Here is a 12,833-nt window from a genome sequence, read left to right on the forward strand (position 1 = left end):
GATGAAGGAGCTAGATACCCAAATAGCAGCAACAGAAACGGGCGCGGCGGCAGCAAAAGAAACCGTTGCCGAGGCCGAGCATTTACGCAGCGAGCGGAAAAGCCTTTTTGCCCGCCTGCTTTCAATAGGCAAGACCGATTTTGAAAACAGCGAAGTGAAAGAGCTTGATGCGGCCATTGCCGCCAAGAGAGACCAAGCCGACCGAGCGGCCGATATTTCGGCAGCCCAATCCGAGCTTTTGGAGCGTCTGTATGCCGAGCGTTTGGAACTGGCAAACCGCATTGAGGAATTGCGCCGTTTATTGTTTGGATCGCAATATGAAATGTTTATCGCTGAAATCGAGCATGAACATATCCCCGAATATTTGAAAGCGGCGGAAACATTTGCACAGGCCGCCGCCAAGCTGGCCGGATATGGTAAAGCAGCCGCTATGATGCGCGATAAGCTGATTGAAAACGGTATCAGGACAACCGCCCCCGCTTACGGGCAGCACATACCCGCCCGCGCCGTTGATTTACGCATTGCCGTTCCCGTTGCCTGCTATCCCGAACTGGACGCTACCGGCTGCAAATGGCTTTCACTTGGCACATTTGCCGACAAACAAGCCGCAGAGCAGGCCGTTAAAGCCTATTCCAAGCCTTACGATGCCTACCTGATCCAACAGGCATAACCCCCTTTGCTATTCCCCCAGCTTTGCCCCGCGCGGGCAAGGCGGGGTAAGTGCAACCTTTTTTCAGGCGGGTATTGAGATAAGGCCGTCTGAAACGGAGTAAACATCATGAATATCACATTACACCGCAACACCATCAATCACGAAGAGCAGCAAACCGTAAACGCCCGTGAGCTTCACGCTTTTTTGGAAGTAGGCAAAGACTTTTCAACATGGATTAAAGAACGTATCGAGCAATACGGATTTATTGAAAATCAAGACTTTGTAATTTTCACCGAAATTGGGGAAAAATCAGAAAGAGGCCGCCCCCGTGTTGAATATGCCCTATCGCTAGAGATGGCCAAAGAGTTATCGATGGTAGAGCGCACCGACAAAGGCAAACAGGCACGCGCCTACTTTATCGAGATGGAGCGGCAGGCCAAACAAGCGGCACCGACCCTACCCGACTTTACCAACCCCGCCATAGCCGCCCGGGCATGGGCGGACGAAGTGGAAAAGAACGCCGAGCAACAGAAACGCCTTGCCGTAGCAGAGCCGAAAGCCGCCGCCCTTGATTTACTGGCAGACAGCAAAGGAGCAAGCAATATCACATTGACCGCCAAGCACCTGAAGATGACGCGGAAAGAACTGATCGGGTTATTGAGAGAGAAAAAATGGATATGGGGCACGCGCCCGATACAGGCTACACAGCAGGTTATCAATCAAGGTTTGATGATTCAGGTAACCGGCATTTCAGACAGAAACGGGCAGCCCTACACGCAAGCACTCATTACCCCGAAAGGTTTGGCAAAGCTGGCCGTAATCTTGCAGGAAAGCAACGCATAAACACAGCACGGAAAGGAAAGCATCATGACAAACATCAAAACGGAAAACACCAAACAGACCGAAACCAAGAAAACACCCCCGCCGCCGAAAAAATGCCTACTGGCAATCGGCTATCCCACAGACGAGCCGTTGACTTACCGATACGAAACAATCGGCTATTTTCCTACCAAGACGGCCGCCAAGAAAGAAATTGCCGAGCGTAGGGAAAAGCAGCCCGATTTACTGTTTCTGATACTGGAAACCAACGCCGATCCACGCGCCGCCGTGTATCAGAAGTTCGCCGACGCGCTGGAGCAGTAAAAAGGCCGCCTGAAAAACGCCAACCGAAAAGGAATGGAAATATGGCAAGAAAACACCAAAGGGGCAAACGCACAATCCGACCATACCGGCAGCTACCGGTAGAAGTAATCCGCGCCCCGCAATTTCGGGCATTGAGCGGCACCGCCGTAAAAGTGCTGCTATATCTGTTATCGCAATATACCGGCAGCAACAACGGCAATCTTTCCGCCGTACAATGCAGCGAAACCGCCGCTGAAATAGGCATAGGTTCGGATAAGACTTTACGGCAAGCCATCACGGAGCTTAAAAATAAAGGCTTCATCACAGTAAGCAGGCAAGGCGGAAAGAACCGATGCAGCCTATACGCCCTAACCTTTTTTGCCGTTGACGATTGCGGCGGCATATTGGACATACCGGCCACCCACACGTTTACAGACGATTGGAAAACAGCCGTCTGAAAACGAGCTTGCGAGTTTCGCCAAAACAGTTTGAGATGCTAACATTTGCTAACAACACCAGCCATCACCGCTGGTGTTTTTTTATCCGTAATACGCTATTGGATTGTTTCAGATAATACAAAGTAGTAACATAGATACAAACACAAAAGAAAGGAGCGACATCATGGCAGCCATCATGACAAGCAGGGAATTTAACCAACACACGGGCCGCGCCATGCGTGAAGCAGACAATGCCCCGTTAACGATAACCAACAGGGGGAAGCCCACATTGGTTTTATTGAGCTATGCCGAATATCAAAGGTTGGCAGGAAAGCCCCGAAATGCCCTAGAAGCATTAACACCTTCCCCCGAGCTATCAGCAGAATTGGAAAAAATAGATTTTGAAATACCGCCGCGCAGCAAAGCACAACGGCGTGAAGTGGATTTTGGGGAGTAACCGTGTATTTGCTGGATACCAACATAATCAGCGAAACGCGCCGCCCAAATAGAGTAAACAGCGGAGTAAAAGCATGGCTGGAATCAACAGATGCCGCTATGCTTTACACCAGCGCAATAAACATCATGGAGCTTGAACGGGGCGTATTACGCATGGAACGCAAAGACCAAGCACAAGGGCAGGTATTGAGGGCATGGCTTGAGCAAACCGTGAAGCCCACGTTTGAAAACCGCATTTTGCCGATAGATGAAACCACCGCTGCCATTTGCGCCCGATTGCATACCCCAGACCCCGCACCCGAAAACGACGCGTGGGTAGCAGCGGCGGCCATACAGCACTGCTTGATATTGGTAACGCGCAATACCGCCGACTTTGCCCATACCGGCGTAAAGCTGTTTAACCCCTTTGATGTCGTCTGAAATATCGGCAGCCCGATTCAATCCCCGAAAACCGCCTAAACAAGGGCGGTTTTTTTCATGCCCCCGCCAACACCCCTATTTTGCATTTACAGCGCGTTTCCCCTTTCAGACGGCCTTACCCCCTACTTAGACGGGCAACACCCCGAACAGGGCAGATCTACCCCGTTGCATACACGGAGCGGGAAATTTTTGACTCGTAAAAAAGTAAGCAAAAACGCCGATACCTCCTATCCGAAAAACGAGCCGATGATAATTTAATGACACATTGGATATGTGAAGCAAGCACATCAACAACCACGAAATGCAGAATCAAAAATGCTTAAGAAATAGGCAAAACACCGATTGAAAACTAGACAGATTGTTGACAATTTACCCTGATTTTCATTCAGAAACTGCCCTTGCTTTGAGATGGTTTAGTGGTTAGATTGTCAACAATTTAGGGTAAATTCATTCAAAATTAATTAATTCTTGATAGGTACTTTTTGCAATAATAAGGGTACTTTTTACCCATCACTTGCTTAAAAATTAAGCAAAAAGGCGTTTTGATGGGTATTTTTTACCCAAGTCATGCCATTTTTACCCCCTTTTGATAGGTATTTTTTACCCACCTTTATAAATTACCATACGCAGTATGGTTCTGATGGCGCAGCCTTAGCTTTTCGATTTTCAGTTTTTCAAAAAAAATACAGCGAAAATGCACGGGGGCGAAAATCGCCGAAACTGAAAAATCCGAAAAAACAAAAAATCACGAAAACGTGAAAAACGGGCAGACGGATTTTCAGACGGCCTGAAGACAGAAAACACAAACAGGAAAAGGAAGCCGCCGCGCAGCGGGGGCAAAGGCATGGAGTTCCTGAAACAGTCGAACAACCGACGGAGCCGGCAACCGTGCCATGCAGACGGAGCGGAAACGGAAAGCCACCGCACCGATATTGCAGACAGCAGACGAGCAAGGCAGGGCGCGCCCCCTGCAAAAGATGCGCTACCTATCGGCAAAAACGCCGATACCCCCTAGCGAATCTCTTACGTCCCTGCACCTGCAAATCCTGCATTTTCAAAATCAATCCCATGCAAACGGCGGGGGTATTAAAATGTGAAGCAAATACATCAATTTAAATAAAGGCTGAAAAGAAGCGCGCAGAATCGATTTAACGGCTTGCCTATGATTTGCATTCCAAGATGATTGAAACGCAATCTGATGCGAAAATAGACGGTTTACAGCGCATTTTGAAAATACAGGCACTACTCAAACACCAAAATAGCAGATTCACCGCCGCAAATCTCATAACCTTTCACGGCCATAAAACACCTTTCTTACATGGGGTTGATTTCAAAATGAAAAAAATCCAATAAAATCAAATACGATTTTAAGAACCGCTAAAACGGTTTTCCCGCCTTGCCCGATTCCGCCATTCAGGCAAAATCAAATACTTGAAAAACAACCCCACGGCAAAGCGCAAACAGGGGAAAGCCCGAACAGGGGAAGCGGAATTTTCTGACATATTGGCCGCGTGAATTTTTGATCCATAAAAAGGGCAGGCATTTTTGCCTTTTCGCAAACAACACCAGCCCCGCCGCCAAACGCTTTGACCTTTGCAAAATGTTGGTAAAATTGTTGGTAACTGAAAAATCAAATTAAAATAAATATATTCAATATATTAATTTACTGTTTCGATAGAGGCTCCGACTATAAGCGGTTCTCTTTTATCTGATAGTCCCTCTTCCTCACTCTCCTTATCCTACTTAACATCAAATTTTCTAAAGTATTGTCAATAATATATTTCACTTAAAACTAATCGTATCATCTAAATGAAAGTTCAGATAAAGATGCCAATCTCAAACTGAAGCTTTTACTAAACTCCTATTAACAAAGAGCCAAATTATTTGCTCTTTTTATACCAAACAACATCTACTTTTTGCTGAAATAATTTTTTATAACCAGAAAACCTAATATTTAGTACAAGACAGTAAACTTCAGGTAGCATAGGGAATCCCTCAAAGCGAGGGATGCTGTAATGGATATTAAGTTTCCCGGCCATGTTGCTTTTAAACGCTATAAAGAACCATGCAGTTTTCCACACCCTATGATATTCTTTACATTCCTAAGAAATCTCAAATTGAATGTTCATACAAGAAAAGGAAAATGTAAAAAAAAACGTCGGAATCCTCCTCCTTTTTATTATTAAAGCAAATCTATAATTTTCATAACCATCTTAGCAGAATTACCCGATGCAACCTGCAAAAACTCTTCAAAACTCATACTTGCTTTTTCATTCGCCAAATCTGAAATAGCACGTATAACAACAAAAGGAATTGCTAATTGATGGCAAGTTTGAGCAATTGCTGCCGCCTCCATCTCTACCGCAAGTACCTCTTTAAAATGTGTACGGATATACTCTACTTTCTCAGTACTATGAACAAATTGATCGCCGCTAACAATTAAACCACGATGTACAGTAGCTCCCTGAAAAGCAGTAGCAGCCTGACTTGCAACCTCCAACAACTTCGAGTCAGTTTCGAACGAAACACCAAGCTTGGGTACCTGCCCTAAAACATAACCAAACGCTGTAACATCCACATCATGATGGGCAACCCGCTCTCCAATTACTACATCCCCCACTTTTAAACCTTGCCCTAATCCGCCTGCACTGCCGGTATTAATGATGCAATCAGGACAAAAGCGACTGATGACTAATGCTGTAATAGCAGCCGCATTTACTTTACCGATTCCACTCAATGCCAATATGATTTTTTTATCTGATAGAGAACCATGATGAACAGTAAAATGACCGAATTGCATACTTTCCACATTTTCCATACTGTGTTTCAACAATTCGATTTCTTGTTCCATTGCACCGATAATGGCTATTGTTGAGTATTTTTTGGATATTTTTTCAGTCATTTTATTACCTTATTAATTTAAATTGACAAGTATTATACGCACCCATTATCAGGCAGGCCATTATCAACTTTTTCAAACAGAATAATGGCAAATAAGCAAATATTATTGCTTCATGCAATCTGAAATTTGCTATAATATTAAATATATTAATGCAATTTTACTCAAGTAACAAAATGGAACAAAATAATACTCTCTCCGCAAAAGAAGAAATTTATTCATGGCTGCGTACATTAAATAAATATAAAGGCTCCGACCTTTTTATTACTGCCAACTTCCCGCCTGCAATGAAACTTGATGGCAAAATTACCCGTATTACTGATACGCCCTTAACTCCGGAACGCTGTATGGAGATTGCTTTTGCAATTATGTCCCCCAAGCAGTCGGAAGAATTTATGGCAACCAATGAATGCAACTTTGCTATCAGCACTCCCGATACCAGCCGCTTCAGGGTTAATGCTATGGTGCAGCGTGGTGCTACGGCATTGGTTTTCCGTACCATTACCAGCAACATTCCCAAATTTGAAACACTCAATTTACCGCCTATACTGCAAAAAGTTGCCATGCAAAAGCGGGGATTAGTCATTTTTGTCGGAGGAACGGGTTCCGGTAAATCTACTTCTCTCGCATCGATGATTGATTATCGCAATGAAAACAGCCAAGATCATATCATCACAATTGAGGACCCCATCGAATTTGTGCATGAACACAAAAATTGCATCATTACCCAGCGCGAAGTTGGTGTTGATACTGAAAACTGGTTTGCTGCCCTGAAAAATACACTTCGCCAAGCACCGGATGTAATTCTAATTGGCGAAATTCGTGATCGCGAAACAATGGATTATGCTATTGCTTTCGCAGAAACGGGCCACTTGTGTATGGCCACTCTACACGCAAACAGTACTAACCAAGCACTCGACCGCATTATTAACTTTTTCCCGGAAGAACGTCGTGTACAATTGCTAACTGACTTGTCATTAAACTTGCAGGCTTTTATTTCACAGCGTTTGATTCCAAGGGAAGGGGGCAAAGGTCGTGTTGCAGCGGTTGAAGTATTACTCAACTCTCCCTTAGTAGCTGAATTAATTCATAATGGTGACGTACACTCTATTAAAGAAATTATGAAAAAATCACAAGCTCTCGGCATGCAAACTTTTGACCAAGCTTTGTATGAGCTATATGAAGGAGGTCTGATCAGCTTCCAAGACGCGATTAAAAATGCAGATTCCGCCAATGACTTACGCTTGGATATCCAATTACGTAGTCGCCGCGCCCAAAATGCAGGTCCCGATTTAGAATTGATTTAATAAAAAATTTATTGATAAGGCCGTCTGAAAAATATTTTCAGACGGCCTTTTATAAATGTAATGAACCTCAAATTACTATTTGAACAATACAATCAATAGTAATGCCACTGCTATCACAGCCAACCAAAAATTTTGCCTTTGCTGGATTTTAACTAAATGAATATAAGCATCGCGCATTTCTTGCTGACGGGTTTCATCAACCAATAAATTAATTTTACGCGGTAAGCTAGGCAGAATCTGCGCCCAATCGGGAGCTTCTTTTTTCAAGTTATTCAATAAAGCTTTCGGCCCCACCTGCTCATTCATCCACTTAGTTAAAAACGGTTTAGCTGTTGCCCACAAATCCAAATCAGGATCAAGCTGGCGCCCTAACCCCTCAATATTCAACAACGTTTTTTGCAATAAAACGAGCTGCGGTTGAATTTCCACATTAAAGCGGCGGCTGGTTTCAAACAATCTCATCAACACCATGCCAAAAGAAATTTGCGACAATGGCTTGTTGAAAATGGGTTCGCATACTGCGCGAACAGCTGCCTCCAATTCCTCGGCTCGGGTATCTGGAGGAACCCAACCCGATTCAATATGGGCAGTAGCGACGCGGTGATAATCACGGTTAAAAAAAGCTAAAAAATTGATGGCAAGATAACGTTTGTCATATTCGGTCAAACTTCCGACAATACCAAAATCAAGAGCAATATAACGACCGCTATCCGTCACTAAAATATTGCCGGGATGCATATCCGCATGAAAAAAACCGTGCCGAAACACTTGTGTAAAGAAAATCTCGACACCATAACGGGCAAGTTGATGCAAATCTACATTTTTTTCCTGAAGCGTTGCAATGTCAGCTACCGGTATACCTTCCATCCATTCAATGGTAAGTACATTACGGCTGCAATAGTCATAATATACTTTTGGCACCAGCAACATATTGCTGTCTCTAAAATTACGCCCAAGCTGGCTGGCATTTGCAGCCTCTTTCATTAAATCCAGCTCATCATGAAGGTATTTATCAAATTCAGCAACCACTTCTCGAGGTTTCAAACGCTTGCCGTCTGAAAACAATCTCTCAACCCAGCCTGCACCAAAGCGCAGCAAGGCCAAATCTTGTTCAATGATCGGCGCAATGTTTGGCCGTAACACTTTTACCGCTACTGCTTCACCACTGTGTAAGCGGGCTTTGTGCACTTGTGCAACTGAGGCACTGGCCACCGGTGTGGTTTCAAATTCAGCATACAGCGTTTCGATTGATTGCCCTAACGATTCTTCAATCTGGTGGCGTGAAAGCTCTGCATCAAAGGGAGGAACACGGTCCTGCAACTTGGCCAGCTCTAAAGCATAGGCCTGTGGAATTAAATCCGGCCTAGTCGATAAAACCTGTCCGAACTTAACGAAAATCGGCCCCAAACTTTCTAAAGCCAAGCGTAAGCGAACCGGCAAAGCTTCATCTGATGCAACTGAGGACTTGGGAATTTTTTGTAATAAAGAACGCAACCAAAACCTATCGGTATGTCCTGCGACAAGATCGCTCAATCCGTAACGGTAAACGGTTTTTAAAATAGTAGAAGAACGTTTGAGCCACTTCATGACTTATCAAACCAAATATAAATACTGAAAGTTTGGATTATAAAGCATGAATATACAGTTAGGGATAATATGGCATCTACTCACTACTTGTATTTTACCCTACAACTTTATAAATATTAGGCCGTCTGAAAACCAAATATAATCGGCCCTCAATTATCAACATAAATGATATTTCATAGATTTATAGATAAGCATTGCAACGCACATCAATACCATAAAAAAACCGCTCCTTAAATAGGAGCGGTTTTATATTCATATCAGCAAAGAACTACTAGCCTTCAACCTTTACTTCTACCTTACGACCACTTGCATCATTTCCTTGCGCAGCAGTAGTATCTTCAGGCTTGCGTAATTCGATGTTTTTAGCATCAACCCCTTGAGCTTCTAAGAACATTTTAACTGCTTCGGCACGTTTTTTTGATAATTTGGCATTAGCAGCCACATTACCAGTACTATCTGTATAACCGCTGATGATCAATTTTTTGCCATCCTTGCCGGCTTTAATCACATCAAGTAAAACTGTTGCCGCATTTTTAGCTATCTCACTCTTACCGGTTGCAAAATAAAAAGTGGCAACCGCAGAACCTGCTTTAGTATCAAAAGTTACTTCAGCTTTATCTTCAGTCGGAACTGCAGAAGCAACGGGGCTGGAAACTGTTTCTTTCGGAGCTGTTTTTTCAGCTTTCGCAGTAACTGCTTTAGCATCTTTATTAGACAATCCCCAAACATACGCAGTCATAATATGCAATTTGTCTTTATCCAAGAAATTGTCCCAAGCAGGCATTTGGTTATGACGGCCATTGGTAATGGTCTCAATGATAGATTTTTGGGTACCACCCCATAACCATACATCATCAGTCAGATTCGGCCCCAATCCTTTGATACCCTGCCCTTTATCTCCATGACAAGTAAAACAGTTTGCAGGAGGACCACTAAACAAAGCTTTGCCACGCTCGGCACGTTCCGGATCATATTGGTCTTTGCCTTTGGATAAAGACATTACATAGTGAGCAACATCTTTAACGCGCTCCTCACCTAATGCAGGCCCCCACGCCAACATCGTGCCAATACGGCCCTTTTTGATGGTTTCCTGAATTTGTGCAGGCTCTCCGCCCCATAACCAGTCATGGTCAGTCAAATTAGGGAAACCTTTCGAGCCTTTTGCATCAGAACCATGACATTGGATACAGTAAGTATCAAACAGATTTTTACCGATACGCTGTGCCTGAGGATCTTTGGCTACTGCTTCAATGGGCATGTTTGCAAACTTGGCATAAATCTTGCCATATTGCTCATCGGCTTTTGCAACCTCTTTCTCGTATTGGTTTTGACTTGTCCAATTCAAATAACCTTTATAGTCACCTAAACCGGGGTACAAAAACAAATATGCCGCCCCAAAAATCATAGTCAGGATAAAAAGAAAAAACCACCAGCGAGGCAAAGGATTATTGTATTCCTCAATGCCGTCCCACGAATGCCCCATTGTTTTGACTTCTTCGCCTTTGGGCGGAGCTTTGGTTTTATTTTGTGACAATAGCAACCAAGCCAAACCGACAAAGCTGAGCACTACGATAATGGCAATGTATATGTTCCAGAAATTACTGGTAAATTGGGAAGTTGTGTTCATTATTTTACTCCGTTATCACGGTATTACTGGTTAGCGCCCGCTCTCATCATCAGGGGTATCGTTATCCTCCATAATGCTGTTTGCCGCATCATTGTAGTTTTGCTTATTACGCTTGTTCAGTACGATATACAAAACCAATAAAAAGCTTACAAACACCCATATGGTAAATAGCGAGCGCGCCCAGTTAATATCCATGATGTTACCTTACGTTTTTCAATGCCAAGCCCAAGCCTTGCAGATACGCAATTACTGCATCCAGCTCTGATTTATTAGCCAGCTCTTGGGGAGCTTTTTCAATTTCTTCATCACTGTAAGGTGTACCGACCGCACGTAAGGCTTTCATGTTGCCAACAGTAGCTTCAATATCCACTTTGTTACGTGCCAACCACGGGAATGCAGGCATATTGGATTCAGGAACGACGTCGCGAGGATTTAACAAGTGGATACGGTGCCATTCGTCTGAGTAACGACCGCCGACTCGTGCCAAATCTGGACCTGTCCGTTTAGAACCCCATTGGAACGGGCGGTCGTACACTGATTCACCACCAACAGAATAGTGGCCGTAACGTTCGGTTTCCGCACGGAAAGGACGGATCATTTGCGAGTGGCAGTTATAACAGCCTTCACGTACATAAATATCACGTCCCGCTACTTGCAGCGCATTGTAAGGCTTTATACCTTTAATCGGTTCCGTTACCGACTTGGTAAAAAACAGCGGCACAACTTCAATCAGAAGGCCAACGCTGATTACCAAGAAGGTAAACAAAATCAATGCACCGACTTTTTCTTCAGCTAATTGTTGTAATTTCATTTTGGTAGCCTGTCTTTCTTGTGTCTTTAATGATGTTGCGCTTGAGAAACGGCAGGAATTTCAGCATCCACGGGTTTACCGCTAACAGCAGTACGATAAACGTTGTAAGCCATCAGGAACATGCCGCTCAAATACAACAGACCGCCGGTAAAACGAATAACGTAGAAAGGGATACTGCGTTTTACAGATTCCACAAAAGAGTAGGTCAAAGTACCGTCGTCATTCAATGCACCCCACATCAAGCCTTGCATCACACCGGAAATCCACATAGATGCGATGTAAAGTACAACGCCAATCGTGGCAATCCAAAAATGCACTTCAATCAGTTTGATGCTGTACATTTCTTTGCGGCCAAATAAACGCGGGATCAAATAATAGATGGAACCGATGGTGATGAAACCCACCCAGCCCAGAGCACCGGAATGAACGTGTCCGACGGTCCAGTCTGTATAGTGGCTCAAAGCGTTAACCGTTTTGATAGACATCATCGGGCCTTCAAACGTAGACATACCGTAAAAAGACAAAGATACTACCAAAAACTTCAAAATCGGATCTGTGCGCAGCTTATGCCAAGCGCCCGACAGAGTCATGATACCGTTAATCATACCGCCCCAAGACGGCGCAAACAGAATTAAAGACAATACCATACCGAGTGACTGGGTCCAGTCAGGCAATGCCGTGTAATGCAGATGGTGCGGACCCGCCCACATATAGGTAAAAATCAACGCCCAGAAGTGAACTACTGATAAGCGGTAAGAATAAACGGGGCGACCTGCCTGTTTCGGCACAAAGTAATACATCATGCCCAAAAAGGCTGCCGTTAAGAAGAAACCTACAGCATTATGCCCGTACCACCATTGAACCATTGCATCAATCGCACCCGAATACACGGGGTAAGATTTCATCACGCCTGAAGGAATGCTGATATTGTTTACGATATGTAACAATGCAACTGCTAAAATAAAGGCTCCGTAAAACCAGTTCGCCACATAAATATGTTTGATTTTACGGGTAGCGATCGTGCCGAAGAATACTACTGCATAAGCAACCCACACCAATGCAATCAAAATATCAATCGGCCATTCCAGTTCTGCATACTCTTTACCTTGGGTATAGCCCAACGGCAGAGTAATGGCTGCCAAGACAATAACAAGTTGCCACCCCCAGAACGTGAATGCGGGTAAAAACTTACCGCCAAATAAACGTACATTACATGTGCGTTGCACTACATAATAAGATGTGGCAAACAAACCGCAACCTCCGAATGCGAAAATAACGGCATTCGTATGCAGCGGGCGCAAGCGGCCGAAGTGGAACCACGGCCCAATATTCGACAAATCCAGAGCAGGTGCAAACAGTTGGGCTGCGATAATCACGCCAACCAACATGCCTACAATGCCCCAAACTACAGTCATGATGGCGAACTGGCGCACCACTTTGTAGTTATAAGTTTGCGTTTCCATGAGGGTCTCCATTAAACATGGCAATTAACACCATCGGTTTGCTTCAGCCTGC

15 protein-coding genes are annotated in these 12,833 nt (G+C 44.2%); 9 read left to right on the plus strand and 6 right to left on the minus strand.

The features are described 5' to 3' along the window. Position 1: 1 nt before the first annotated feature. The 8 genes from Q0X97_RS04120 (at position 2) to Q0X97_RS04155 (ending at position 4,102) form a co-directional block, all read left to right on the plus strand. The gene (locus Q0X97_RS04120; RefSeq protein WP_302065856.1) at positions 2–670 is read left to right on the plus strand and encodes a hypothetical protein; all 669 of its coding nucleotides are present in this window, start codon (positions 2–4) and stop codon (positions 668–670) included. 108 nt (positions 671–778) lie between these two features. Next, positions 779–1,495, plus strand: coding sequence for an antA/AntB antirepressor family protein (locus tag Q0X97_RS04125; protein ID WP_302065854.1), 717 nt, complete (start codon positions 779–781; stop codon positions 1,493–1,495). A gap of 24 nt (positions 1,496–1,519) precedes the next feature. After that, a complete protein-coding gene (locus tag Q0X97_RS04130; protein WP_302065852.1) occupies positions 1,520–1,795 on the plus strand; it encodes a hypothetical protein in 276 nt (91 codons plus the stop codon). A gap of 41 nt (positions 1,796–1,836) precedes the next feature. Beyond that, positions 1,837–2,232 carry a hypothetical protein gene (locus Q0X97_RS04135; protein ID WP_302065851.1) on the plus strand — a complete coding sequence of 132 codons (396 nt, stop codon included), beginning with the start codon at positions 1,837–1,839 and terminating at the stop codon, positions 2,230–2,232. Between the two features lie 163 nt (positions 2,233–2,395). Continuing rightward, positions 2,396–2,668, plus strand: a complete 273-nt coding sequence (locus Q0X97_RS04140) for a type II toxin-antitoxin system prevent-host-death family antitoxin (protein WP_302065849.1) — start codon at positions 2,396–2,398, stop codon at positions 2,666–2,668. Between the two features lie 2 nt (positions 2,669–2,670). Further along, positions 2,671–3,087, plus strand: coding sequence for a type II toxin-antitoxin system VapC family toxin (locus Q0X97_RS04145; RefSeq protein WP_302065848.1), 417 nt, complete (start codon positions 2,671–2,673; stop codon positions 3,085–3,087). 57 nt (positions 3,088–3,144) lie between these two features. Beyond that, entirely contained in the window at positions 3,145–3,345 is a 201-nt protein-coding gene (locus Q0X97_RS04150) for a hypothetical protein (RefSeq protein ID WP_302065847.1), read from the plus strand. Positions 3,346–3,931: 586 nt separating this feature from the next. Next, positions 3,932–4,102, plus strand: coding sequence for a hypothetical protein (locus Q0X97_RS04155; protein WP_302065845.1), 171 nt, complete (start codon positions 3,932–3,934; stop codon positions 4,100–4,102). Positions 4,103–5,269: 1,167 nt separating this feature from the next. On the opposite strand, the gene Q0X97_RS04160 is transcribed toward Q0X97_RS04155, so the two are convergent. Then, a complete protein-coding gene (locus tag Q0X97_RS04160; RefSeq protein WP_302065844.1) occupies positions 5,270–5,989 on the minus strand; it encodes a 5'-methylthioadenosine/adenosylhomocysteine nucleosidase in 720 nt (239 codons plus the stop codon). Positions 5,990–6,162: 173 nt separating this feature from the next. On the opposite strand from Q0X97_RS04160, the gene Q0X97_RS04165 reads away from it, so the two are divergent. Continuing rightward, on the plus strand, positions 6,163–7,293 hold the full coding sequence (locus Q0X97_RS04165) for a PilT/PilU family type 4a pilus ATPase (protein WP_302065842.1): 1,131 nt from the start codon (positions 6,163–6,165) through the stop codon (positions 7,291–7,293). Positions 7,294–7,368: 75 nt separating this feature from the next. Here Q0X97_RS04165 and ubiB read toward each other — a convergent pair whose 3' ends face one another. The 5 genes from ubiB to ccoN all read right to left on the minus strand — a co-directional run bounded on the left by ubiB (position 7,369) and on the right by ccoN (position 12,781). After that, a complete protein-coding gene (ubiB, locus tag Q0X97_RS04170) occupies positions 7,369–8,880 on the minus strand; it encodes a ubiquinone biosynthesis regulatory protein kinase UbiB (RefSeq protein ID WP_302065841.1) in 1,512 nt (503 codons plus the stop codon). A 271-nt stretch (positions 8,881–9,151) separates the two neighbouring features. After that, complete coding sequence (ccoP, locus tag Q0X97_RS04175; protein WP_302065840.1) at positions 9,152–10,507, minus strand: cytochrome-c oxidase, cbb3-type subunit III; 1,356 nt, start codon at positions 10,505–10,507, stop codon at positions 9,152–9,154. Between the two features lie 30 nt (positions 10,508–10,537). Then, positions 10,538–10,702, minus strand: a complete 165-nt coding sequence (locus tag Q0X97_RS04180) for a CcoQ/FixQ family Cbb3-type cytochrome c oxidase assembly chaperone (RefSeq protein ID WP_302065838.1) — start codon at positions 10,700–10,702, stop codon at positions 10,538–10,540. A gap of 4 nt (positions 10,703–10,706) precedes the next feature. Further along, a complete protein-coding gene (gene ccoO / locus Q0X97_RS04185) occupies positions 10,707–11,318 on the minus strand; it encodes a cytochrome-c oxidase, cbb3-type subunit II (protein WP_302065837.1) in 612 nt (203 codons plus the stop codon). Positions 11,319–11,344: 26 nt separating this feature from the next. Beyond that, on the minus strand, positions 11,345–12,781 hold the full coding sequence (ccoN, locus tag Q0X97_RS04190) for a cytochrome-c oxidase, cbb3-type subunit I (protein WP_302065836.1): 1,437 nt from the start codon (positions 12,779–12,781) through the stop codon (positions 11,345–11,347). Positions 12,782–12,833: the final 52 nt, after the last annotated feature.

Source organism: Neisseria sp. MVDL19-042950 (assembly GCF_030504625.1).
Classification (GTDB): Bacteria; Pseudomonadota; Gammaproteobacteria; order Burkholderiales; family Neisseriaceae; genus Neisseria.

Excerpts from the sequence above, each read along its gene's own strand:
- Q0X97_RS04120 (WP_302065856.1), top strand. The coding sequence starts at position 2 with ATGAAGGAGCTAGATACCCAAATAGCAGCAACAGAAACGGGCGCGGCG.
- Q0X97_RS04125 (WP_302065854.1), top strand. The coding sequence starts at position 779 with ATGAATATCACATTACACCGCAACACCATCAATCACGAAGAGCAGCAA.
- Q0X97_RS04130 (WP_302065852.1), top strand. The coding sequence starts at position 1,520 with ATGACAAACATCAAAACGGAAAACACCAAACAGACCGAAACCAAGAAA.
- Q0X97_RS04135 (WP_302065851.1), top strand. The coding sequence starts at position 1,837 with ATGGCAAGAAAACACCAAAGGGGCAAACGCACAATCCGACCATACCGG.
- Q0X97_RS04140 (WP_302065849.1), top strand. The coding sequence starts at position 2,396 with ATGGCAGCCATCATGACAAGCAGGGAATTTAACCAACACACGGGCCGC.
- Q0X97_RS04150 (WP_302065847.1), top strand. The coding sequence starts at position 3,145 with ATGCCCCCGCCAACACCCCTATTTTGCATTTACAGCGCGTTTCCCCTT.
- Q0X97_RS04155 (WP_302065845.1), top strand. The coding sequence starts at position 3,932 with ATGGAGTTCCTGAAACAGTCGAACAACCGACGGAGCCGGCAACCGTGC.
- Q0X97_RS04160 (WP_302065844.1), bottom strand. The coding sequence starts at position 5,989 with ATGACTGAAAAAATATCCAAAAAATACTCAACAATAGCCATTATCGGT.
- Q0X97_RS04165 (WP_302065842.1), top strand. The coding sequence starts at position 6,163 with ATGGAACAAAATAATACTCTCTCCGCAAAAGAAGAAATTTATTCATGG.
- ubiB (WP_302065841.1), bottom strand. The coding sequence starts at position 8,880 with ATGAAGTGGCTCAAACGTTCTTCTACTATTTTAAAAACCGTTTACCGT.
- ccoP (WP_302065840.1), bottom strand. The coding sequence starts at position 10,507 with ATGAACACAACTTCCCAATTTACCAGTAATTTCTGGAACATATACATT.
- Q0X97_RS04180 (WP_302065838.1), bottom strand. The coding sequence starts at position 10,702 with ATGGATATTAACTGGGCGCGCTCGCTATTTACCATATGGGTGTTTGTA.
- ccoO (WP_302065837.1), bottom strand. The coding sequence starts at position 11,318 with ATGAAATTACAACAATTAGCTGAAGAAAAAGTCGGTGCATTGATTTTG.
- ccoN (WP_302065836.1), bottom strand. The coding sequence starts at position 12,781 with ATGGAAACGCAAACTTATAACTACAAAGTGGTGCGCCAGTTCGCCATC.